The organism is Pacificoceanicola niger (genome assembly GCF_048553275.1).
In the GTDB taxonomy this organism is placed as follows: Bacteria; Pseudomonadota; Alphaproteobacteria; order Rhodobacterales; family Rhodobacteraceae; genus Pacificoceanicola.
Map to the genome: position 1 here is coordinate 156615 of NZ_JBLZMW010000006.1, position 19885 is coordinate 176499.

The 19885-nt window shown below is 63.1% G+C and carries 22 protein-coding genes; 7 read left to right on the plus strand and 15 right to left on the minus strand.

The features are described 5' to 3' along the window. Nucleotides 1-93 precede the first annotated feature (93 nt). Together ACN2XU_RS10275 and rbfA are read right to left on the minus strand one after the other, a co-directional pair. Nucleotides 94-834 carry a phosphodiester glycosidase family protein gene (locus tag ACN2XU_RS10275; RefSeq protein ID WP_419410343.1) on the minus strand — a complete coding sequence of 247 codons (741 nt, stop codon included), beginning with the start codon at nt 832-834 and terminating at the stop codon, nt 94-96. After that, nucleotides 831-1226, minus strand: coding sequence for a 30S ribosome-binding factor RbfA (gene rbfA / locus ACN2XU_RS10280; RefSeq protein WP_419410344.1), 396 nt, complete (start codon nt 1224-1226; stop codon nt 831-833). The genes ACN2XU_RS10275 and rbfA overlap by 4 nt, the downstream gene beginning before the upstream one ends. Before the next feature lie 88 nt (nt 1227-1314). Between rbfA and dapB the strand changes: the two genes are divergently transcribed. After that, nucleotides 1315-2127: a 4-hydroxy-tetrahydrodipicolinate reductase gene (gene dapB / locus ACN2XU_RS10285; protein ID WP_419410345.1), complete on the plus strand. Its 813-nt coding sequence runs from the start codon at nt 1315-1317 to the stop codon at nt 2125-2127. Between the two features lie 119 nt (nt 2128-2246). On the opposite strand, the gene dapA is transcribed toward dapB, so the two are convergent. Next, entirely contained in the window at nt 2247-3122 is an 876-nt protein-coding gene (gene dapA, locus ACN2XU_RS10290; RefSeq protein ID WP_419410346.1) for a 4-hydroxy-tetrahydrodipicolinate synthase, read from the minus strand. Between the two features lie 141 nt (nt 3123-3263). Between dapA and ACN2XU_RS10295 the strand changes: the two genes are divergently transcribed. Beyond that, nucleotides 3264-5216 (plus strand): lytic transglycosylase domain-containing protein, encoded by a 1953-nt coding sequence (locus ACN2XU_RS10295; protein WP_419410347.1) that lies wholly within the window; start codon nt 3264-3266, stop codon nt 5214-5216. 3 nt (nt 5217-5219) lie between these two features. On the opposite strand, the gene ACN2XU_RS10300 is transcribed toward ACN2XU_RS10295, so the two are convergent. Together ACN2XU_RS10300 and mnmC2 are read right to left on the minus strand one after the other, a co-directional pair. Beyond that, a complete protein-coding gene (locus tag ACN2XU_RS10300; RefSeq protein ID WP_419410348.1) occupies nt 5220-6089 on the minus strand; it encodes a DMT family transporter in 870 nt (289 codons plus the stop codon). Between the two features lie 14 nt (nt 6090-6103). Then, nucleotides 6104-6769, minus strand: a complete 666-nt coding sequence (gene mnmC2, locus ACN2XU_RS10305; protein ID WP_419410349.1) for a tRNA (5-methylaminomethyl-2-thiouridine)(34)-methyltransferase MnmC2 — start codon at nt 6767-6769, stop codon at nt 6104-6106. A 48-nt stretch (nt 6770-6817) separates the two neighbouring features. Here mnmC2 and ACN2XU_RS10310 point away from each other — a divergent pair, with 48 nt between their 5' ends. Next, nucleotides 6818-7861 carry an NAD(P)/FAD-dependent oxidoreductase gene (locus ACN2XU_RS10310; RefSeq protein WP_419410350.1) on the plus strand — a complete coding sequence of 348 codons (1044 nt, stop codon included), beginning with the start codon at nt 6818-6820 and terminating at the stop codon, nt 7859-7861. An 85-nt stretch (nt 7862-7946) separates the two neighbouring features. Here ACN2XU_RS10310 and uvrC read toward each other — a convergent pair whose 3' ends face one another. From uvrC to ACN2XU_RS10345, 7 genes are all read right to left on the minus strand, one after another. Beyond that, nucleotides 7947-9812 (minus strand): excinuclease ABC subunit UvrC, encoded by a 1866-nt coding sequence (gene uvrC / locus ACN2XU_RS10315; protein ID WP_419410351.1) that lies wholly within the window; start codon nt 9810-9812, stop codon nt 7947-7949. Between the two features lie 298 nt (nt 9813-10110). Beyond that, nucleotides 10111-10902 carry an SDR family oxidoreductase gene (locus tag ACN2XU_RS10320; RefSeq protein ID WP_419410352.1) on the minus strand — a complete coding sequence of 264 codons (792 nt, stop codon included), beginning with the start codon at nt 10900-10902 and terminating at the stop codon, nt 10111-10113. An 8-nt stretch (nt 10903-10910) separates the two neighbouring features. Beyond that, nucleotides 10911-11861 (minus strand): calcium/sodium antiporter, encoded by a 951-nt coding sequence (locus ACN2XU_RS10325; protein ID WP_419410353.1) that lies wholly within the window; start codon nt 11859-11861, stop codon nt 10911-10913. A gap of 1 nt (nt 11862) precedes the next feature. Beyond that, on the minus strand, nt 11863-12057 hold the full coding sequence (locus ACN2XU_RS10330) for a hypothetical protein (protein WP_419410354.1): 195 nt from the start codon (nt 12055-12057) through the stop codon (nt 11863-11865). Continuing rightward, nucleotides 12038-12835, minus strand: coding sequence for a S49 family peptidase (locus ACN2XU_RS10335; RefSeq protein WP_419410355.1), 798 nt, complete (start codon nt 12833-12835; stop codon nt 12038-12040). The genes ACN2XU_RS10330 and ACN2XU_RS10335 overlap by 20 nt, the downstream gene beginning before the upstream one ends. A 150-nt stretch (nt 12836-12985) precedes the next feature. Next, nucleotides 12986-13429, minus strand: coding sequence for a MaoC family dehydratase (locus ACN2XU_RS10340; protein ID WP_419410356.1), 444 nt, complete (start codon nt 13427-13429; stop codon nt 12986-12988). A gap of 114 nt (nt 13430-13543) precedes the next feature. Then, nucleotides 13544-14416 carry a TIGR01459 family HAD-type hydrolase gene (locus ACN2XU_RS10345; protein ID WP_419410357.1) on the minus strand — a complete coding sequence of 291 codons (873 nt, stop codon included), beginning with the start codon at nt 14414-14416 and terminating at the stop codon, nt 13544-13546. A 180-nt stretch (nt 14417-14596) separates the two neighbouring features. Here ACN2XU_RS10345 and ACN2XU_RS10350 point away from each other — a divergent pair, with 180 nt between their 5' ends. From ACN2XU_RS10350 to ACN2XU_RS10365, 4 genes are read left to right on the plus strand one after another with little or no spacing between them, the layout of a single operon-like run. Further along, a complete protein-coding gene (locus ACN2XU_RS10350; protein ID WP_419410358.1) occupies nt 14597-15076 on the plus strand; it encodes a UPF0262 family protein in 480 nt (159 codons plus the stop codon). A gap of 1 nt (nt 15077) precedes the next feature. Continuing rightward, entirely contained in the window at nt 15078-15518 is a 441-nt protein-coding gene (locus ACN2XU_RS10355; protein ID WP_419410359.1) for an arsenate-mycothiol transferase ArsC, read from the plus strand. A 3-nt stretch (nt 15519-15521) separates the two neighbouring features. Then, a complete protein-coding gene (locus ACN2XU_RS10360) occupies nt 15522-15917 on the plus strand; it encodes a ketosteroid isomerase-related protein (RefSeq protein ID WP_419410360.1) in 396 nt (131 codons plus the stop codon). Then, nucleotides 15917-16501, plus strand: a complete 585-nt coding sequence (locus ACN2XU_RS10365; RefSeq protein WP_419410361.1) for a GNAT family N-acetyltransferase — start codon at nt 15917-15919, stop codon at nt 16499-16501. The genes ACN2XU_RS10360 and ACN2XU_RS10365 overlap by 1 nt, the downstream gene beginning before the upstream one ends. Before the next feature lie 130 nt (nt 16502-16631). Here ACN2XU_RS10365 and ACN2XU_RS10370 read toward each other — a convergent pair whose 3' ends face one another. The 3 genes from ACN2XU_RS10370 to ubiA all read right to left on the minus strand — a co-directional run bounded on the left by ACN2XU_RS10370 (nt 16632) and on the right by ubiA (nt 19879). Further along, nucleotides 16632-16961: a hypothetical protein gene (locus ACN2XU_RS10370; protein ID WP_419410362.1), complete on the minus strand. Its 330-nt coding sequence runs from the start codon at nt 16959-16961 to the stop codon at nt 16632-16634. Further along, on the minus strand, nt 16954-18852 hold the full coding sequence (locus ACN2XU_RS10375) for an OmpA family protein (protein WP_419410363.1): 1899 nt from the start codon (nt 18850-18852) through the stop codon (nt 16954-16956). The genes ACN2XU_RS10370 and ACN2XU_RS10375 overlap by 8 nt, the downstream gene beginning before the upstream one ends. A 61-nt stretch (nt 18853-18913) precedes the next feature. After that, nucleotides 18914-19879, minus strand: a complete 966-nt coding sequence (gene ubiA / locus ACN2XU_RS10380; protein WP_419410364.1) for a 4-hydroxybenzoate octaprenyltransferase — start codon at nt 19877-19879, stop codon at nt 18914-18916. Nucleotides 19880-19885 lie beyond the last annotated feature (6 nt).

Below are 19885 nucleotides of genomic sequence, written 5' to 3' on the forward strand. Positions count from 1 at the left end.
CTGGTTCACACGGAGGTAGGCCGGATTGCTGCGCGGTACAAGACTGCGAGCCTGATTGCAGCCCTCAAAACGCTTGGTGTGCGGCCCGCGGGCCTATTCCGACGTCACGGCGACGATCGGCCCCATTTGCCTGCCGAGGTCCGCGCGGTTGAGCGCGGGCGCGAACAGGCGGGAGACATTGCCGTCGAGGAACAGCGCATTCGGCAGGTTCAGGCCATCGCGGAACAGCCGGGCAAACTCAAAGAAGGTCACCGAGGTTTCCGAGATCGCGAAAACCGCCCGTTTTCCGTCCGCCGAGGTGCCGACCCCGTTGCGCACATAGCGCGAGGTGCTCTCCGGCAGGAAACGCGGGTGCAGCGCTCCGTCGATCACCAGCATCGGGCCGGATTGCGTCGCGTAACGGCAGTCGGGCCTGCGCTCCAGATAATCGCGGGTTTCGATCACATGGGCGCGGCGGTCCTGAATGCACAGCAGGCCATTGGGCAGCAGGCCGAAGTTGCCGGGACCGGGATTGGAGATGACGCGCATCGCCTCCCTGCCGTCCTCGACATAATGGCCCACGGGCGAGCGGTCCTCGTGATACATCCCGGCATTCATGGCAAAAAGCAGTGTCTTTCCCTCGCCATTCAGCCGCGATTCGAGCGTGGAGAAATCCCCGATGGGCTGCCCGTCGGGCGTGTTGAGAAAGAGCCGCAGGTGGTCCTGCGCCGGATCCACGTCACAAATGGAGTAGCGATTGCCTTCGAAGCGGATGGTTTCGCAGGACAGGGCCGAGGCGCCGGACGCAACAAGCCCGGCGACCAGGGCCAGGCATGCGGCCAGCCATGGCCTCACTTGTCCAGATCGCGGCGCACCGCGTCCTGCGACATCAGCCGCCGATGCTCGTCCAGCTGATCGAAGGTGTCGTCGAGGCGGAAATGCAGCTGCGGCGTGTGTTTGATCTTCATGCCCTTGGACAGAAGATGGCGCAGCTCGCCGCGGTGCTTGTGCAGCAGTTCGAACATCTCGTCCTGCCCTTTGCCGCCAAGCGGCACCACATAGGCCGTGGCGATCCGCAGATCGGGAGAAACGCGCACCTCACCGACGGTGATCGACATGCGGTTGAGATCCGGATCGTGGATTTCCGCGCGGGAGAGGATTTCCGACAAGCGCCGGCGCAAGAGTTCACCCACGCGCCGCTGACGCTGGGACTGACCGGGACCTTCGGGGATTCTGTTCTGTGCCATAGGGGTGATGTAAGCCCCTTCATCGGCTTTGCCAAGCGGGGCGCGCCACGCTATGGGGGGGCGGAAGCTGAATGAATGGAGAATGACCATGACCGATCTGCCAGGCGTTGTGATCACGGGTGTTTCGGGCCGGATGGGCCAGATGCTGGCCCGCGAAGTGTTGGCCAGTGACAAGCTGAAGCTGGCGGGCGGGCTGGAGCGCGCTGGCCACGATTGGATTGGCCGCGATCTGGGCGAATGCATGGGCGGCGCGGCGAACGGGATCATGGTCAGCGACGACCCTTTGGAGGCCTTTGCCCGGGCGCAGGCGGTGATCGACTTCACAGCCCCTGCGGCGACGGTGGCCTTTGCCGAACTGGCCGCGCAGGCGCGGGCGGTGCATGTCATTGGCACCACGGGGCTGTCGGAGGATGATCTGGCCAAGATCAAGAAGGCTGCGCACCATGCGGTGGTGGTGCGGGCCGGGAACATGAGCCTTGGCGTGAACCTTCTCACCCGGGTGACACGGCAGGTGGCGGCGGCGCTCGACGCGGATTGGGATATCGAGATCGTCGAGACACATCACAATCAGAAGGTGGATGCACCGTCCGGCACGGCGTTGATGTTGGGCGAGGCCGCTGCCGAGGGGCGGGGCGTTGCGCTCGATGATGTGTCGGATCGGGGCCGCGATGGCATCACCGGGGCGCGCAAACGCGGCGATATCGGGTTTCACGCGATCCGGGGCGGTGATGTGGTGGGCGAGCACGAGGTGATCTTTGCCAGCCCAGGAGAGCGCATCGTGATCAAGCACATCGCGTCGGACCGGGCACTTTTTGCCCGTGGCGCGCTAAAGGCGGCGCTCTGGGGGCAGGACAAGGAACCCGGGGAATACGACATGCTGGATGTGCTGGGTCTGACATAAGGTTACGGGCCGGGTCGGGTCATTCTGGCCCGCCCAAGTCCGGAACAGACCGGCGCAACGCACGAAAAAAGGGCGGGGGACATCCCCGCCCTTTGCTACATCCGCACCAAGGGGAAGAATTAGTTCAGCAGGCCCGCGTGGCGCAGCCCGGCGTCAAGCAGGTCGCGCGTCGGCTCGGTGACCGGCATCAGCGGCAGACGCGTGTCCTCGGAGCACAGGCCCAGCTTCGACATGGCATATTTCGCACCATTCAGGCCCGGTTCGGTGAAGATCGCCCGGTGCAGCGGCATCAGGCGGTCCTGAATGGTCAGCGCCTTGCGGTAATCCCCGTCGAGACAGGCAGTCTGCAGCTCGGAGCACAGGCGCGGCGCGACGTTGGCCGTCACGGAAATGCAGCCAATGCCACCCTGCGCGTTGAAGCCATGCGCCGTCGCGTCCTCGCCGGAGACCTGAATGAAATCCGGGCCGCAGGTGATGCGTTGCTGGCAGACGCGGGCGAGATCGCCGGTGGCATCCTTGACGCCCACGATGCGCGGCAGCTTGGCCAGCTTGCCCATGGTGTCCGGCGTCATGTCCACGGCCGAGCGGCCAGGGATGTTGTAGATGATGATCGGAATCTCGGCGCAGTCGTGTACGGCCTGGAAATGCGCGTAAAGCCCTGCCTGCGTCGGCTTGTTGTAGTAGGGCGTCACGACGAGGGCCGCATCCGCGCCAACCTCGGCCGCATATTGCGTAAAGCGCACGGCCTCGTCGGTGTTGTTTGACCCCGCACCCGCGATTACCGGAATCCGGCCGGCGACGGCATCAACGACGCAGGCGATGACCTGTTCATGTTCCTTGTGGGTCAGCGTCGGGCTTTCGCCCGTTGTCCCCACGGGAACCAAGCCATGCGAGCCTTCGCTGATGTGCCACTCCACAAGGCGTTTGAGCGTGTCGAAATCCACTGCGCCGTCCTTGAACGGCGTGACCAGTGCAGGCATCGAACCCTTGAACATGACACGCTCTCCTATTGCGGTTTCTCTCAGTCGTCTTTCAGAGGAATTCCGCCGACCCAAAGCGATTGTGAGTTGAAGGGCCTGATATGCGCGGTATCCTTTGCGGGCGTCTATCCCTTTTAGCATGGAAATTGCAAGCTTATGTCACGCCTTCTGGCCTGCCTCTTCATCCTTTGTCTGCCCATTGTGGCCGCCGCCGAGACCAGTGGGCAGGCTTTGGCCCGCGCCATGGCGGCGATGCGCGAGGGCAACTGGGCCAAGGCGCAGATCGAGGCCCGCACCGACGGGCAAGCGGCGATTGACGTGATTCTCTGGCATGCGCTGCGCGTCGGGCGCGGTGACCCAGTCGAAGTGCAGGATTTCATCGCGCGCAACCCCAATTGGCCGGGCATGCCCTACCTGCGGGAAAAGAGCGAAGTTGTGATGTCCGAGGCCTCCGGCGATGAGGTTCTGGCGTTCTTTGCAGACGATACGCCACAGACCGGCGCGGGCACGCTGGCGCTCGCGCGGGCACACAAGGAGAAGGGCGAAGAGGGAATCGCTGCCGCGGAAGTCGTGCTGGCCTGGCGGACTTTGGCGCTGACGGCGGACGAACGCCGCGCGTTCCTGTTCAACTGGGAAGATGTGCTGAAAGATCATAACACCGCGCGGCTCGACATGGCTCTGTGGAAAGGCTGGAGCAGCAATGCCAGCGCCATGGTGCCGCTGGTGAGCGAAGGGTGGCGCAAGCTGGCGGAGGCGCGGCTGGCGCTGCGTGCGGACGAAGGCGGCGTCGATGGCAAGATCGCGGCGGTGCCGGCGGAGCTGGCCGATCATCCGGGACTGGCCTTCGATCGGTTCCTCTGGCGGGTGCGAAAGCGGCGCGACGCGGATGCCATCGCGCTGTTGCTGGAGCGGTCGACCAGTGCCGAGGCTTTGGGCGAGCCATGGGCCTGGGCGCGGGCGCGGCGGGATCTGGCGCGCGAGCGAATGCGCGATGGCGCGGTGCTCGAAGCGTACAAGATCGCTGCCAGCCACTACCTTGTCGAAGGGTCGGATTTTGCGGATCTGGAATGGCTCTCGGGCTATCTCGCGCTGCGCTTTCTTGATCGGGCCGACCTCGCCGAGACTCATTTCAGGCGTTTTGGCGAGGCGGTCTGGACCCCGATTTCCGCGGGACGTGCGGGATATTGGCTGGGCCGGGCACTCGAAGCGCAGGGCAAGACGACAGAGGCCGCCGCCGCCTATGCGCAGGGGGCGAAATTCCAGACATCGTTTTACGGGTTGCTGGCCGCCGAACGGGCCGGTGTCGCGCCGGATCCGGCGCTTTCGGGCGCGGAGGAGTTTCCGGACTGGCGGCAGGCGGATTTTGCGAAGAGTTCCGTCTTCGACGCGGCAATCCTGTTGCTGGCCGCTGGCGAGACATCGCTGGGCGAACGCTTCTTGACGCATCTGGCGGAGGGGCTGGACCGGACCGGCATGGGCCAGCTGGGCCAGATGCTCGAAGAGCTGAACCGTCCGCACATTCAGGTGATGCTGGGCAAGCGCGCCGCGCAATATGGCATCGAGCTTCCGGGACCGTATTATGCGTTGCATCCGAAGATAACCGGCACCGAGTTCCCGGTGCCGAAGGAGCTGGTGCTGTCGATTGCGCGCCGCGAGTCCGAATTCGATCCCGGCGTGATCTCCGGCGCCGGGGCACGCGGCTTCATGCAGCTCATGCCGGGGACGGCACGCGATGTTTCGGGCTGGCTGAACATGGACTACAGCGCCGATCGGCTGCTCAGCGATCCGTCCTACAATGCCACGCTCGGGGCCGCCTATCTTGCCGATCTGGCTCAGCGCTTCGATGGCAACGCCGTGATGATGGCGGCGGGCTACAACGCCGGGCCGGGACGGCCCATCCAGTGGATGGAACGCTATGGCGATCCGCGAAAGGGCGAGGTGGATGTGATCGACTGGATCGAATTCATCCCCTTCGACGAGACCCGCAACTACGTGATGCGCGTGACCGAAAGCCTGCCGGTGTACCGAGCGCGCCTCGGCAAGACGCCGCACCCGGTGCCGTTCAGCGAAGAGCTGACAGGTGGAACGCTGAAATCCTCCACGGATTGAACCTCAGCTTTCCGCCTGCCGAGCCCGCCATAGGGTGAACAGACCCGCCAGAACGATCAGCGCGACGCCCAAGGCGACGTTCAGGCGGATATGCTCGCCGAAGACGATGATGCCGAGGGCGCTGGCAAAGACCAGCTGGAGATAGGCGAAGGGCTGCACGGCGCTGGCCTCGGCCACTTCGTAGACGCGAATGAGCGTGTAGTGCCCCGCCGCGCCTGTCAGGCACAACAACGCCATCCAGCCCCAGTCCGGGGCGGTCATCGGAACCCAGAACCACGCGCCGATCGCCGTGGCAATCACCATGCCGACCGTGCCGGTATAGAAGAAGGAGGTCGCGGCGCTGTCGGTGCGCGCCACGTAGCGCGTGAGCAGCCCGTAAAGCGCAAACATAAGCGCCGCGCCCAGCGGGATCACCGCATAGGGCGAGAATACCCCGCCCGAGGGTTGCAGGATGATGATCACCCCGATGAATCCCACGCCGATCGCCGCCCAGCGGCGCCAGCCGACAGTCTCGCCGAGGACCGGTCCGGACAGCGCGGCGACAAGCAGCGGATAGCAGGCAAAGACAGCGTGGCTTTCGATGAGCCCGAGATAGACGAATCCGATGACCATGACGTTGATCTCGACCACCAGAAGCGCGGCGCGGAAGGCCTGAACCCACGGCATGCCGGATTGCGCCGCAATTCTGATGCCGCCCGCCTTGCGCTTGGCAATGGCGATCACGAAGGCGGCAAAGAACCAGTAGCGGATCATCACCACCATCATCGTGTTGTATTCGCCGGCCAGATGTCGCGAGAGACCGTCCTGCATGGCAAAAATGAAGGTGGTCACCACCATCAGCCAGATGCCGAGGCCAAGGTTCTGTTCTTTCATTCCGTGTCTTCCATTCAGCCCAAGCGGGCGCGTGTCATATGTCTCTTGCGCCCGTACCCTTGGGTGCGGGTCGCGACAAATCCGGCCTCGTCGAGGCTACGCCGGACATGTCCGGCGGCGGTGTAGGTGGCGGCGGTGCCCTCCGGCGCGGTGTGATGCGCCACTGCCTGCATCAGTGCCGGCGTCCAGAGTTCGGGGTTTTTCGCCGGGGAAAACCCGTCGAGAAACCAGGCGTCCGCCTTGCCCCGCCACGCGGGCACGGTCTGCCGTGCGTCGCCTTCGATCATCTCGAAGCGCAGATCCGGCAGCTCGAAACGCCGTGCCCCCGCCGTCCAGAACGGGCCGAGTTCGCTCGCTAGGGTTTTGACCTCCGGAAAGGCGCTCTGCGCCCGGATCATCGCGTCCCCGTCGAGGGGAAAGGCCTCGAATGTTGTAAAATGCAGGACGCCGGTCTGCCCCGCCTGCCGCCAGAGCAGCAGCGCCGCAAGCAGGTTCATACCGGTGCCGAACCCCAGTTCGGCAATGTGAAACCCGTCCCGAAACCGACCCGGCAGGTCGTTGCCATCAAGAAACACGTGCCGCGTCTCGGCAAGCCCGTTGTCCAGCGAGAAATAGGGGTCGTCAAACCGGGTCGAGACGGGAACCGCGCCCCGCCAGTCAAGCGCGCTCTGGCCTGCCATGGTAAATCACCTTAGAAGTCGGCCAAGTTGTGAAGGCAGGGGGCGGCAATGGCAAGCGTGGATGTGACGGTGCGCGGGGCGGGCGCTTTCGGGCTGTCGGTGGCCTGGGCTTGTACGCTGCGGGGCGCGCGAGTTCGTGTGGTCGACCCCTTCGGGCCGGGGGCCGGCGCGTCGGGCGGGATCGTCGGGGCGCTGGCGCCGCATGTGCCGGAAAACTGGAACCCGAAGAAAGCGTTTCAGCGCGACAGTCTACTGATGGCACAAGCGTTCTGGGCCGGGGTCGAGGCGGCGGGCGGTCTCTCGACCGGGTATGGCCGGCTCGGCCGCTTGCAGCCGATCATGGATGAGGCCGGGCTGGCGCTCGCCCGGCAGCGCGGATTGGGCGCACAGGACCTCTGGCTGGGCAAGGCGAGCTGGGAGATTGTCGAGGCCGCAACCGCGGCGCCTTTTGCGCCGCAAAGCCCGACCGGCTTCTTGATCCACGACACGCTCAGCGGCCGTCTGCACCCGCGCCGTGCCTGTGATGCGCTGGTTGCCGCCCTGCGCGTGCGGGGCGGCGACATTGTGACAGAAGCCTATGATGAAGGGGCGGTGGTCTGGGCCACCGGCTGGCGTGGTCTGCTGGAGCTGACTGATGCGCTGGGCCGGAAAATCGGCGACGGGGTCAAGGGGCAGGCCGTCTTGCTCCGCCATGACGCGCGGGACGCGCCGCAGCTGTACGCCGGAGGCCTGCACATCATTCCGCATTCCGATGGCACCCTTGCCATTGGCTCCACCTCGGAACGAGACTTCGACGACCCAACGGCCACCGATACCCAAACCGACGATCTGATCGCCCGCGCCTGCGACGCCCTGCCGGTGCTCCGAGGCGCGGAGATCCTGCAACGCTGGGCCGGTGTGCGCCCGCGTGCCCGCAGTCGCGCGCCCTTGCTCGGCCCATGGCCTGGCCGCGCAGGGCATTACATCGCGAATGGTGGCTTCAAGATTGGCTTTGGCATGGCGCCGAAGGTGGCGGAGGTCATGGCTGACCTGATCCTGACAGGGCAGGACAGCATCCCCGAAGGCTTCCGCGTTGAGGAACTGACGCGCTGATCTGCGCTTCTTCTCTGTCCAAATATCCTGGGGGAGCGCCGCAGGCGCGGGGGCGAAGCCCCGAACCGTCCGGCGCCGTCTCGCCTTATCCGTTTTCGTGAAAGAACGCGTAGATCCGTTCCGCGAGCGATTCCGATACGCCGTCAACTGCCTTGAGATCGGCAAGGTTGGCCCGGCTGACGGCCTTGGCCGAGCCGAAATGCGCCAGCAACGCCCGCTTGCGCGCGCCGCCGACCCCTGAAATCTCGTCCAGCGGGTTCTTCATATTGGATTTTGCCCGCTTTGCCCGGTGCGTGCCAATGGCAAAGCGGTGTGCCTCGTCGCGCAGCCTTTGGATGAAGTACAACACGGGATCGTTGTGGCGCAGCGCGAAAGGCCGCGCTCCGGGACGATAGAACTCTTCCTTGCCCGCATCGCGGTCCACGCCCTTGGCCACACCGACAAAGGGCAGATCGTTCACGCCATGTTCGGCCATGATTTCGGCCACCGCCGAGATTTGCCCCGCGCCGCCGTCGATCAGCATGAGGTCGGGCCAAAGCCCCTTGGAGCGATCCGGGTCTTCCTTCAGCAGCCGTTTCAGCCGCCGGTTCAGCACCTCTTTCATCATGCCGAAATCGTCGCCCGGCGTGAGTTCTTCGCCCTTGATGTTGAATTTGCGGTATTGGTTCTTCATGAACCCGTCCGGCCCTGCCACGATCATGCCGCCCACGGCGTTGGTGCCCTGAATATGGCTGTTGTCGTAGACTTCGATGCGGTCCGGTGGGGCGTCGAGGGCAAAAGCCTCCGCCAGCCCGCGCAGCAATTTGGCCTGCGTCGCGCTTTCGGACATGCGCCGGGCGAGGCTTTCACGGGCGTTGCGCACCGCCGAATCCATCAGCTCGGCCTTTTCCCCGCGTTGTGGCACGCTGATTTCGACCTTGCGGCCCAGCTTTTCGCTCAACGCCTCGCACATCAGGTCGTCATTCTCGATCCCGTGCGAGAGCAGCAGCAGGCGCGGCGGCTCTTTCTGGTCATAAAACTGACCGATGAAGGCTTCCATGACTTCTGCGTGACCCACGTCGGGACCGACACGCGGATAGAAATCGCGGTTGCCCCAATTCTGGTTCGCGCGGATGAAGAAGACCTGCACGCAGGCCTGGCCGCTGTCCATATGCAGCGCGATGATGTCCGCCTCGGCCACGGTCTGCGGGTTGATCCCTTGGGCCGTTTGCACCTGTGTCAGGGCGCGGATGCGATCGCGCAGGGCGGCGGCGCGCTCGAACTCCATCGCTTCCGATGCTTCGGCCATTTGCGCCGCCAGTGTTTCCTGGATCTCAGTCGACTTGCCGGAGAGGAACCGTTGCGAGTCCTTCACCGCCTTGGCGTATTCGGCCTCGGAGATCTTGCCCACGCAGGGGCCGGAGCAGCGTTTGATCTGATACTGCAGGCATGGGCGGGTGCGGGCCTCGAACATCGAATCCGAGCAGTTGCGCAGCTGAAAACCCTTTTGCAGCTGTGACAGCACCCGGTTCACCGCCCCGGCGCTGGCGAAGGGGCCGTAATAGCTGCCGCGCTCCTTCTTTGCACCGCGATGCTTCTTGATCATCGGGTAGGGGTGATCGGTCACGAGGATATTGGGAAAGCTCTTGTCGTCGCGCAGCAGCACGTTGAACTTCGGCTTGAGCTGTTTGATCAGGTTCTGTTCGAGCAGCAGCGCCTCTGTTTCGGTGCGCGTGGTCAGGAACATCATCGAGGCGGTCTCGGAGATCATCCGTTCGATGCGGCGCGAATGCTGGGCCGATGGGCGTGCATAGTTGCTGACGCGGTTGCGCAGGTTGCGGGCCTTGCCGACGTAGAGCACGCGGGACTGGTCATCGAGCATGCGATAGACGCCGGGGCTGCCGTCCAGCGTCTTGAGGTGGTCCTGAATGACCTCGTATCCCGTTCGAGCGGGGGGCGCGGCGTCTGTCATGTCGGTCCTGGTCTTAGCTTCCGATTCTGCCCTTTGGCTGCAATAGCCCGGCGGGTGGTTCAAGGACTATAACATCCACGGTTTCTGTGGATAACTCTGTAGGCAATCTGTCGGCGATTTGAAATTTTCCTTGTCTCAACAGGACTTCTTGGAGGTGCACAAAAAAAAGGCACACCTGTAAGCTGTTGATTTTGCTTATACAAAAACATTGACGCTGCAAGCTACTGAGAATCTTAAGATATTTGTAACGTTTCCGTAACGTCCCGTTGGCCCGGTGCAAAACTTTTGGCTGCCGGACCTATTCGACACCGGTTACATCGGGCGTTTCCCACGCAAGGTGCTGGCCTCCGTCGACGCAGAGCAGCTGTCCGGTGATCGCGGGCGAGTCGAGAAAATAGCCCAATGCTGCGGTGATATCCGCGGGATCGGCGCCGCGTTTCAGAACCGTTGCCGCGCGTTGGCGGGCGAACTGGTCGGTCTGCTGATGTTCGCCTTGCAGGGTCGGGCCGGGGCCGATTCCATTGACCCGGACATGCGGGGCAAGCCCCTGTGCGGCGGTCCGTGTGAGCGCCCAGAGACCCATCTTGGCAATCGTGTAGCTGGCGAAATCCGGCGTCAGCTTGCGCACCCGTTGGTCGATCATGTTGACGATCAGCCCCTGCGCTCTTGGCTCGCCATGTGCGTCGATCATCGCCTGGGGCACCTGCGCGGCGAAACCCTGCGTGAGGACGAAGGGCGCGCGCAGGTTGCTCTCGATATGGCGGTCCCAGCTTTCGCGCGATGCGGTCTCCAGGGTGTCCTTCTCAAAGATCGAGGCATTGTTGATCAGCACTGTGACCCGCCCGCCAAGCGCATCGGCGGCGCGGTCGATCAAGGTGCTGGTTTGCGCCTCGTCGAGAAGGTCGGCCTGAATGGCCTCGGCACGGCGGCCCATGGCACGGATCTCGGAGACGGTGTCTTCTGCCGCATCTTTCGAGCCGGCATAATGCACGGCGACGTCATAGCCGCGCTCGGCCAGGTAGAGCGCCATGGCCCGGCCAAGCCGCTTGGCCGCGCCTGTTACCAATGCGTTTTTCGCAGCTGTCGTCATGTCACCTCTCAGAATGCAAGAACCGCGGTCAGATAGGCCAGATATAGCGCGGTGAGGACGATGCCCCAGAGACGAGTGAGGTTTTTGCCAAGGTAGACGAATGGGATCAAAAGCAAGGACGCCGCCAGCATGACCCAGAGGTCAAAGCTGAGGAAGGCGGGGTCCACCGGCATGGGTTTGATCAACGCCGCAATGCCGATGATGGCCAGAAGGTTGAACAGGTTGGAGCCAATGACGTTGCCAAGGGCGACGTCCGCCTGGCGCCGCAGCGCCGCCATCACGGTGGTGGCCAGCTCGGGCAGCGATGTGCCGATGGCAACCAATGTCAGGCCGATGACCGTATCCGAGACACCATACATCAAGGCGATCTCCCGGGCGCTATCGACCAGCAGGCTGGCGCCATAGGGCAGGCCAATCAAGCCAAGCAGGAGATAGATGATGATCTTCCACCAGGGCATGTCCGGGTCCGCGCCTTCCGGTTCCTCCAAGTCCTCTTCGAGATCCCCGGCGCGGCGGTGGGCCAGGGCATCCCGCACCGCCATCCACAGGAAACCGGCCAGGACCAAAAGCAGGATAAGCGCCGCAAAGCGGTCGAACACGCCGCGAAAGGCCAGAGCGACGAAGAGCACCGTCGCCCCGATCATCTGAACAAAGCTTTTGCGTGTGTCGCATTCGGCGGTGTGCATGACCGCGATCATTGCCGGAATGCCCAGGACAAGCAGCACATTGGCGGTGTTGGAGCCCACGACGTTGCCAAGCGCAATGCCCGGCACACCGTCAAGCGCGGCTTTGATCGAAATCAGCAATTCCGGCGCGGAGGTGCCGAAGGCCACGATCGTCAGGCTGACGATCAGGGCCGGGATTCCGATGCGCAGGCTTAGGTTTACCGCTCCTTTGACGAGCGCATCGCCGGCCAGAAGCAGGATCACGAGACCCAGGATCGCGTAGGCAAATACCATTTCAGCTCTTTTTCTTGGGGGGTCCGCAGGGGCACGGCGTCTTGCCGATCCGGAAGCGACCGCATTTCTTGCAGCGCGCATCGGCCAGACGTTGCCGCCCCGGCAGACGCAGCTTTCCGAACATCGCCAGAACGGCAATGAAGACGAGGAAGAGAGTGACGGCCTTTACCAGCACGTCAGAGGCCGAACCGCGCAAACTCCGCGCGTTCCTCGATCTCGGTCAGCGCGCCGCGTGCCATGGACAGGCCAAAGCGCGGAAAGAAGGGTTTCCTCTCGGAGTAGCGCCGGAATTTGACCTTGTCGCCAAAGCGATCCTTCATCGTCGGAACCAAATGACCGATGCCGTCGGCGAGGCCTTGGTCCACCGCGTACTTTCCGATCCAGATTTCGCCGGTGAACAAATCCGGGTTCTCCGCGAGCTTGCCCTGCCGCGCAGTTTTTACATGCGTGATGAAGTTGTCATGCAGCTGCCCGAGCAAACGGTCGAGGCGGGCGACGTCTTCTTCGGTCTCGGGCTTGAAGGGGTCCATCATGGATTTCGACTTGCCCGCGGTGTGAACCCGGCGCTCGATGCCTTGCCGCTGGAGGAAGACATGGGCACCAAAGCCGGAGGAAATCACGCCAATGGAGCCAAGGATGGAGCTTTCGTCCGCCCAGATTTCGTCCGCGGCCGAGGCCAGCCAATAGCCGCCCGACGCCGCCACGTCCTCGACAAAGGCAAACACCGGCACGCCGGTTTCCTTGGCCAGCCGCCGGATGCGCGCCCCGATCAGGGAGCTTTGTACCGGTGAGCCGCCGGGCGAGTTTATTTCGAGCGCCACAGCGACGGGTTTGCCTTTGGTGAAGGCTTTTTCCAGCAGGGACGCGGTGGAGCGGTCGTTGATCGAGCCGCGCCCGCCCATACCGATGGCGCCTTGTAGGCGCACCACGGCCACCGTCGGCTTGGACTTCAGAAAGGGTAGCCAGTTTTTCATACCGCGTGATGTAGAATGCAGGGGGGGCGGCTACAAGGCCAAGGCAAAAAGAAGCCGGTGACAGTGTTGGCAGAACACGGCCGCAGCACGCCAAAGCCCGCGCGATCCGTGGAAATCGGCGGGCTATTGTTGTGGGGGCCGGAGTTGGGGTCAGTCGAACTTGCGAGAGGGGGCAAGCACCTTGGCTTCGCCGATGACGACTTTCTTGCCATCGACAGAGCAATGACAGTCGAGCGTGACGCGGCGTTTGGCGATGTCGATGTCCGTTACCTTTACCTCGGCATAGACCATATCGCCGGGGCGCACGGGGGCCAGGAACTTCAGGCTCTGACCAAGATAGACTGTGCCGTGTCCGGGAAGCTGTTCGCCGATGACGGCTGAAATCAAACCAGCAGTCAGCATGCCATGCGCGATGCGCCCCTCGAAGATCGTGTCCTGCGCATAGTCATCGTCAAGGTGCACCGGGTTCCGGTCCGTCGAGACCTCTGCGAACATCTCGATGTCCTGATCGGTGACAATTTTGCGCAGATGGCGGGACATGCCCATCTCGATGTCTTCGATACAGATCGTTCCACGTGGCAGATTGTCCAACATCTGGCCCTCCATGACCCTGCTGCGATAGCATGACTGAGTAATAAATGCGCATTCATGCGCGCCCATTGGAAATTTTATTACTTTGCGACCGCAGAAAGATCAAGCGTTAAATCTCTATGCAAGAGTCCCCATTGCAAAGGTCGGATTGATCATTTCCTTGGAAATATAGTCGTTTAGGGCATTTTTGTCCGGCGCTTGCGACGTTTTGGTTTCTTCCCGCGCCAGACCGCCGGTGATGAACAGGGAATCGATATCTTCCCCCATCGCGCCGCGAATGTCCGTTGCCGGGCCGTCGCCAATGGCCAGGATCCCGGCGTCCGTCACACCTTGGCGATGTTCGGCCAGACGGCGGCGGGCCAGATCGTAGATCGGCGGATGGGGTTTGCCGAAGTAAAGGCTCTCGCCGCCCATTTCGGTGTAGAGTTGCGCCACCGCACCGGCGCAAAATTCCCGCGTCTCACCGCGATCGACCACCACATCCGGGTTCGCGCAGAGCAGTTTCATGCCCTTCTGCTTGGCATAGAGCAGTTGCGGGCGGTAAACGTCCGGCTGCGCATGCGGGTCTTCGGGGCCGCAACAGACGATGCCCTCGGCCTCCTCGAAGGGGACACGGGTGATGTCCACCGGGTCGTCGATCATGTTCAGCGGTTCGAAGAACGAGTGGTCATGCGGCTGGCCCATGAACCAGACCTTCTGTCCCACGACGCCACGAAACATCGCGGCGCGGGCGCTGTCTCCGGAGGTGGCGATGTCGTCATAGGCCTCCGTCGGGACTTCGAAGTGATCGAGTTGCTTGGCGACCTCGTGGCGCGACCGGGGCGCATTGGTCACGAGGATAACCGCGCCGCCGCGCTGGCGATAGGCGACAAGGGCCTCCACTGCTGAAGGGATGGCCTTCTTGCCGTTGTGCACGCAGCCCCAGAGGTCGACGAAGAGCGCGTCATAGCGGTCGGAAACCTGGGAAAGCGCGGTGATGATCTCGGTCATGGTCCTGTCCTAGAATGATTGCTGCTGTTTGGAGCATATGCCGCCGGATTTGGCCAGACTGTCAACGCCGCGTCGCGGACAGACGGTCCGTGCCCGGCGACGATACGGAGCCAAAGCAGGATATTGCCAAGGGGCGCCTCAGACTGCTATCAAAATGCTGCACCTGCGAAAGACCTTTGGATGACACACATTGCCCATATCGAACTCGACGATGGAGGCCTGCCGCCTCCGACGCCGGAGATCGAACAGGAACGCCGCGTCGCGATGTTCGACCTGATGGAGGAAAACTCGTTTTCCCTGCCCAACCGGGATGACCGCACAGTGCCGAACGGGCCGTATAATCTTGGCCTGTCGATCCGGGAAAAACGGCTTGTGTTCGATGTGAGCACCGAAGGCCACGAGAAGGCGGCGGAGTTTCACCTGTCGCTTTCGCCGTTCCGGCAGGTGGTGAAGGATTACTTCCAGATCTGCAAAAGCTACTTCGACGCGGTCAAGACTCTGCCGCCGAGCCAGATCGAGACAATAGACATGGCACGGCGCGGCATTCACAACGAAGGCGCGCGCATTCTGCAAGAGCGCCTCGAGGGCAAGGCAACCGTCGATGACGCCACTGCCCGCCGCCTGTTTACGCTGATCTGCGTGCTGCACTTCGGGGGCTGACTTGGCGGGACTTCCCCAATCGGTCCTGTTCTGCTGCGATCACAACGCGGTACGCTCGCCGATGGCCGAAGGCATCATGAAAAAGCTCTTCGGCACCGATGCCTATGTGCAGTCGGTTGGTGTCATGAATGATCTGGAGATCGATGGGTTCGCCATATTCGTCTGTGAAGAGGTGGGCGTGGCCCTGTCGCGCCACCGCTCGCGCAGTTTCGAGGAGCTCGAACAGATGGGCGAGGCGCTGTCAGGATTTGACGTGATCGTCACCTTGTCTCCCGCGTCGCAACGCCGGGCTCTGGAGTTGACCCGCTTCTATCACTTGACGGTGGAATACTGGCCGATCATGGATCCGACGTCGATTGGCGAAACGCGCGAGCAAAAGCTGAACGCCTATCGCCAGACCCGGGATCAGATCGAAAAGAAATTACAGGAAAAATGGGGGTAAACCATGAGCCATGACGTGATCGAGGCCTATTTCGCGGCGTTCAATGCGGGCGATACCGAGGGCATGCTCGCCTGTCTCTCGGAGGATGTGGCGCACCACGTGAATGAGGGCAAGATCCGCACCGGCAAGCCGCTCTTCACCGAGTTCTGCGCGCATATGAGCCGCTGCTACAGCGAGGAGTTGACGGACATGGTGATCTTCGTGAGCGAAGACGGCACCCGCGCCGCCGCCGAATACACCGTCAATGGCACCTATCTGCAGACCGACGCGGGACTACCGGAGGCGCAAGGCCAGAGCTATCGCCTGCCGGCGGGCTCGTTCTTTTCGCTGCGCGATGGCAAGATCAGCCGTGTCGTGACCTATTACAACCTCTCCGACTGGATCGCGCAGGTTTCCTGATGCGGGTGGAGGTTCTGACCGGCGCCGCGCTTGATGCCGCGCTTGATGATGTTGCGCGTTTGCGCATCACGGTCTTTCGGGCGTTTCCCTATCTCTACGATGGGTCGATTGAATACGAACGGACCTATCTCCAGACCTATCGGAACAGCGACACGGCGGTGCTCGTCGGGGCGTTCGATGGCGCGCAGCTGGTTGGGGCCGCGACCGGCACGCCGATGCTCGATCACGCACAGGATTTCGCCGCGCCCTTCGCGGCGTCCGACTTCGCGCTGGAGGACATCTTCTACTGTGCCGAATCCGTTCTATTGCCGGACTACCGCGGGCAGGGGATCGGGCACCGCTTCTTCGACCTGCGCGAAGCGCACGCGCGGAGGCTCGGCGCCCGCTACAGCACGTTTTGCGGGGTCATTCGCCCGTCAGATCACCCGCTGCGCCCGGCGCGTTACGCGCCGCTTGATCCATTTTGGCGCAAACGTGGTTATGCGCCGCTCGACGGTGTGCAGGCCGTGTTCCGCTGGAGGGACATTGATCAGGCCGAGGAGACGGATCACCTTCTGCAATTTTGGATCAAGCCGCTGCGCTGAGCGCCTTTTCGTCTCTTGACCCCTAAAATGCTCAACGGCGCTCGCAGAACGCGGGCGCCGTTTTCTTTCGCGATGTTCCAACAGGGCAAGTGTTCATGCCAGACGGCCCACGACCTTCGCGTACTCTGGCTCAACCGGCCTGATTCATCCGCTCGACGTAAAGCCGCATTTCCTCGGCTTCCTGCCGCGCTTCGCGCAGGCCGTCCATCGCGGCGGAAAGCTCGGCTTCGGTCTGCGCGAGTTGGTTGGTCAACTCCGCCTCGCGCTGCTGCAGGTAGGTGATCGCCTGATCGCGTGTCTCCTCTGCCTCATGCAGCTCCTGGCTCATGCGTTCCAGCTGATCCATGTCGGCCTGGCTGACCCGGCTGAACCGGTGCACCAGCCAGTTGGCAAACCAGCCCAGGCAAAATGCCACGAAAAGAATGATGGCAGTAGCAATGATGAATTCAGTTCTATTCATCCCCGGTTCCTTCTGCGGGCGCGGCGTCGGCGCCTTGCTGGTCTTCCACCTGTTCCAGGGTGGTCTCGACGTCTTCGTCCGGTTCGAGCCGCAAGAGCTTGAATTCGATACGGCGGTTGGCTTCGCGTCCGTCCTCGGTGGCATTGTCCGCGATCGGCTCCACTTCGCCATAGCCCTTTACGGTATAGGATGCCACAGGAACCAAGCGTCCACGCAGTGCGTCGAGCACCGATTGTGCGCGCTCGCGGCTGAGTTCCTCGTTCATCGACTCCCGGCCCTGGCTGTCGGTGTGGCCGCCGATCTCGATCGGGATATCGCCGCATTTCTTCAGCAGGTCGGCCAATTCGTCGAGAATGTCCTTGGCCGAGGCGTCGAGCGTGGCGCTGCTCGGCTCGAAGGTGATCTTACGGTCGCCAATGATCTCGACGATCTGCGCCTCGCATTCCTGCGGCGTCGGGATGCCCAGCGACGCATCGAATTTCTTCACGTATTCGACATTGATGTCGAAGTTTGCCTCGTCGCCGAGCTTGGCGGTCAGCAGGCGCGCGATTTCGGCACTCGCCTCAGTGTTGCCGGTCTTGCCGGTGACGCGGATCAAATCGGGGGTGACGGTCACCGCACCGTTGACCAGCTGCGCCAGTGCCTCGATCCCGGCCAGGGTGCGTACCGCCCAGCCGCCGGGAAGCGCCTCGTCGATGCGGGCCGCAGTGTAGACCTTTTCCGAACCGAACCGGGCGCGGGCAAAGCTGTCGGCAGTCTGGCGGGCCACTTCGCTGCCGATGCGGCCGCGCAGCTGCACTGCGCCTTCCGGGCTGAGGGTGGCGATGAATTCCGGCGGACCTTCGTCGGATTCCTCCGGTGCCTTGGGCAGGGTCGCGTGCAGGGCAAACACCTCGGGCAGGGCGGCTTCGAGTTCGCCAACGACCCGATCGAACAGCACCTGTTCGGTGCCTTCCACGGCAACCAGTGCAACATCGGCATTGGTGAAGGTCACAGAGCCGTCGCCAAGCTCCGCCAGTTTGGCAATCGCGATTTCCACCGCGTCGGGCCAGCGCCGCGACGGCACGCCCAGTCCAAGTGTACAGCTGGCCTTGCCCTCCAGCCCGGCGCGGGATGCGGCGCGCAGGATGCGATCCCGGCCTGCCTCGCTGTCGGCGGAGCAGGCATCGAACCGCGGTTTGCCCTCCTCGATCACGAAGCGCAGGGTGAACGGCGTGATGACCGGGCGCGGCGCGGTGAGGGTCAGCGCCAGCCGCAGATCGTCGGGTTTGCGCCGGGCAAGGGACGTTTCCAGCCGCCGTTTCTCTTCGCCGCTTTCGGTCATGGCCTTGATGGCGATCCGCTCGGCGTCGACGGAAATCTGGCTACGGGGCAGATCGCGCAGGGCGCCAACCGCGAAGCGCAGCGCCGCGTCCCAGCCATCGGGCGCCGGATAATCGGCCACGTCAAGCAGATCGGAGACCTCCAGATCACCGGCAATCTCGCTGAACTGGGACAACAGATCCTCGCGGTCGCTGGAGGCGGGGATCAGGCCGATGATCGAAATTCCGGCGTCGTTGCGCATGATTTCGGCGGAAAAATGCGGCGGCGCAAAGTCCTCGGGCTCGTCGATCAGCATCTGGTCGATGACCCGCGCGGCATCGACAACGCGGCCTGCGGTGCTGAGCGCCTTGAACCGTGTGGCCTCGTCCGGTGCGGTGCCGATGAGAAAGACCTGAAGCCCGTTCGTGTCGACCTCGGCCCAGGTCAGACCTTCCCGGTCCAGTTCATTGAGCACATCGGACTCCGACGCGGTTTCGATCATCCCGACCGAGAAATAAGCGGAGACGAGGCTGACCGCTGCGGCGGCCGAAAAGGTGCCGACGATCGTGAACAGCGAAGAAAGGCGCATCGGCGCTCTGCATCCTTTGTTTGGGTGCGTCGGTGATACGCAAGCCGTGCCGGATAGGCAATCACAGCAGGACGGCGATGGCGAAAAACAGCACAGGAATCAGGCCTGCGTCGCGGTTTGACCGAAACAGTTCGAGCAGGCGGTCGGCATCGTCCATCTTCAGGCGACGCATCTGCCAGAGCATGTGCCAGCCCATGGCCCATGGGCCAACAAGCAGGATCACCAATTCGAGGATGGCTCCGTCCGGGGCCGCCAGGACAATCGCGATCCCCATCAGGGTCGTGCAGGCCACCATGAACCGGGCGAGCCACTGCGGCGTGTTGTCGCCGAACAGCCGGGCGGTGGATTTTACCCCGATCAGCGCGTCGTCTTCCTTGTCCTGATGGGCATAGATCGTGTCGTAGAAGAGCGTCCATGCCATGCCGGAAACGTAGAGCAGCACCGCCGGCCAGCCAAGACTGCCGGAATGCGCGGTCCAGGCCAGCAGTGCGCCCCAGTTGAAGGCAATGCCTAGGAAAATCTGCGGCCACCATGTGAATCGTTTGGCAAAGGGGTAGATGGCGACGGGAACCAGAGAAATCACGCCAAGCGCAATCGCGGCTGGCGGGAAGGTGATCAGGATCAGAAAGGCAATCAGGCATTGCACCACGGCCCAGGCCAGCGCCTGCCTGGCCGTGACCTGCCCCGAGGGAATCGGCCTTGAGGCGGTGCGGTCCACCGATCCGTCGATGTCGCGGTCCGTGATGTCATTCCATGTGCAGCCCGCGCCGCGCATCAGTACTGCGCCAATCCCGCAAGAGGCGAAGATCCAGACATCGAACCAACCGGCCTGGCCATCGGCCACCATCGACAGCAGCAACCCCCACCAGCAAGGCAACAGCAGCAGCCACGTGCCAATCGGCCGGTCGGCGCGGGACAGGCGCAGGTAAGGCCGTGTCCATGCGGGGGCGTGATGGTCCACCCAATTGCCGCGCACGGCGTCACGAACCTGTCCTTCAGCCTCTGGCGTCTGGGATGTGCCGGTCATATGTTG

What these genes read in the sequence shown, in the direction of transcription:
- dapB (WP_419410345.1), top strand. Translation starts at nt 1,315, where the DNA reads ATGACCGATCTGCCAGGCGTTGTGATCACGGGTGTTTCGGGCCGGATG.
- ACN2XU_RS10320 (WP_419410352.1), bottom strand. Translation starts at nt 10,902, where the DNA reads ATGACGACAGCTGCGAAAAACGCATTGGTAACAGGCGCGGCCAAGCGG.
- ACN2XU_RS10375 (WP_419410363.1), bottom strand. Translation starts at nt 18,852, where the DNA reads ATGCGCCTTTCTTCGCTGTTCACGATCGTCGGCACCTTTTCGGCCGCC.
- ACN2XU_RS10370 (WP_419410362.1), bottom strand. Translation starts at nt 16,961, where the DNA reads ATGAATAGAACTGAATTCATCATTGCTACTGCCATCATTCTTTTCGTG.
- ACN2XU_RS10335 (WP_419410355.1), bottom strand. Translation starts at nt 12,835, where the DNA reads ATGAAAAACTGGCTACCCTTTCTGAAGTCCAAGCCGACGGTGGCCGTG.
- mnmC2 (WP_419410349.1), bottom strand. Translation starts at nt 6,769, where the DNA reads ATGGCAGGCCAGAGCGCGCTTGACTGGCGGGGCGCGGTTCCCGTCTCG.
- ACN2XU_RS10345 (WP_419410357.1), bottom strand. Translation starts at nt 14,416, where the DNA reads ATGACCGAGATCATCACCGCGCTTTCCCAGGTTTCCGACCGCTATGAC.
- ACN2XU_RS10365 (WP_419410361.1), top strand. Translation starts at nt 15,917, where the DNA reads ATGCGGGTGGAGGTTCTGACCGGCGCCGCGCTTGATGCCGCGCTTGAT.
- ACN2XU_RS10310 (WP_419410350.1), top strand. Translation starts at nt 6,818, where the DNA reads ATGGCAAGCGTGGATGTGACGGTGCGCGGGGCGGGCGCTTTCGGGCTG.
- dapA (WP_419410346.1), bottom strand. Translation starts at nt 3,122, where the DNA reads ATGTTCAAGGGTTCGATGCCTGCACTGGTCACGCCGTTCAAGGACGGC.
- ACN2XU_RS10350 (WP_419410358.1), top strand. Translation starts at nt 14,597, where the DNA reads ATGACACACATTGCCCATATCGAACTCGACGATGGAGGCCTGCCGCCT.
- uvrC (WP_419410351.1), bottom strand. Translation starts at nt 9,812, where the DNA reads ATGACAGACGCCGCGCCCCCCGCTCGAACGGGATACGAGGTCATTCAG.
- ACN2XU_RS10325 (WP_419410353.1), bottom strand. Translation starts at nt 11,861, where the DNA reads ATGGTATTTGCCTACGCGATCCTGGGTCTCGTGATCCTGCTTCTGGCC.
- ACN2XU_RS10340 (WP_419410356.1), bottom strand. Translation starts at nt 13,429, where the DNA reads ATGTTGGACAATCTGCCACGTGGAACGATCTGTATCGAAGACATCGAG.
- rbfA (WP_419410344.1), bottom strand. Translation starts at nt 1,226, where the DNA reads ATGGCACAGAACAGAATCCCCGAAGGTCCCGGTCAGTCCCAGCGTCAG.
- ACN2XU_RS10300 (WP_419410348.1), bottom strand. Translation starts at nt 6,089, where the DNA reads ATGAAAGAACAGAACCTTGGCCTCGGCATCTGGCTGATGGTGGTGACC.
- ubiA (WP_419410364.1), bottom strand. Translation starts at nt 19,879, where the DNA reads ATGACCGGCACATCCCAGACGCCAGAGGCTGAAGGACAGGTTCGTGAC.
- ACN2XU_RS10360 (WP_419410360.1), top strand. Translation starts at nt 15,522, where the DNA reads ATGAGCCATGACGTGATCGAGGCCTATTTCGCGGCGTTCAATGCGGGC.
- ACN2XU_RS10295 (WP_419410347.1), top strand. Translation starts at nt 3,264, where the DNA reads ATGTCACGCCTTCTGGCCTGCCTCTTCATCCTTTGTCTGCCCATTGTG.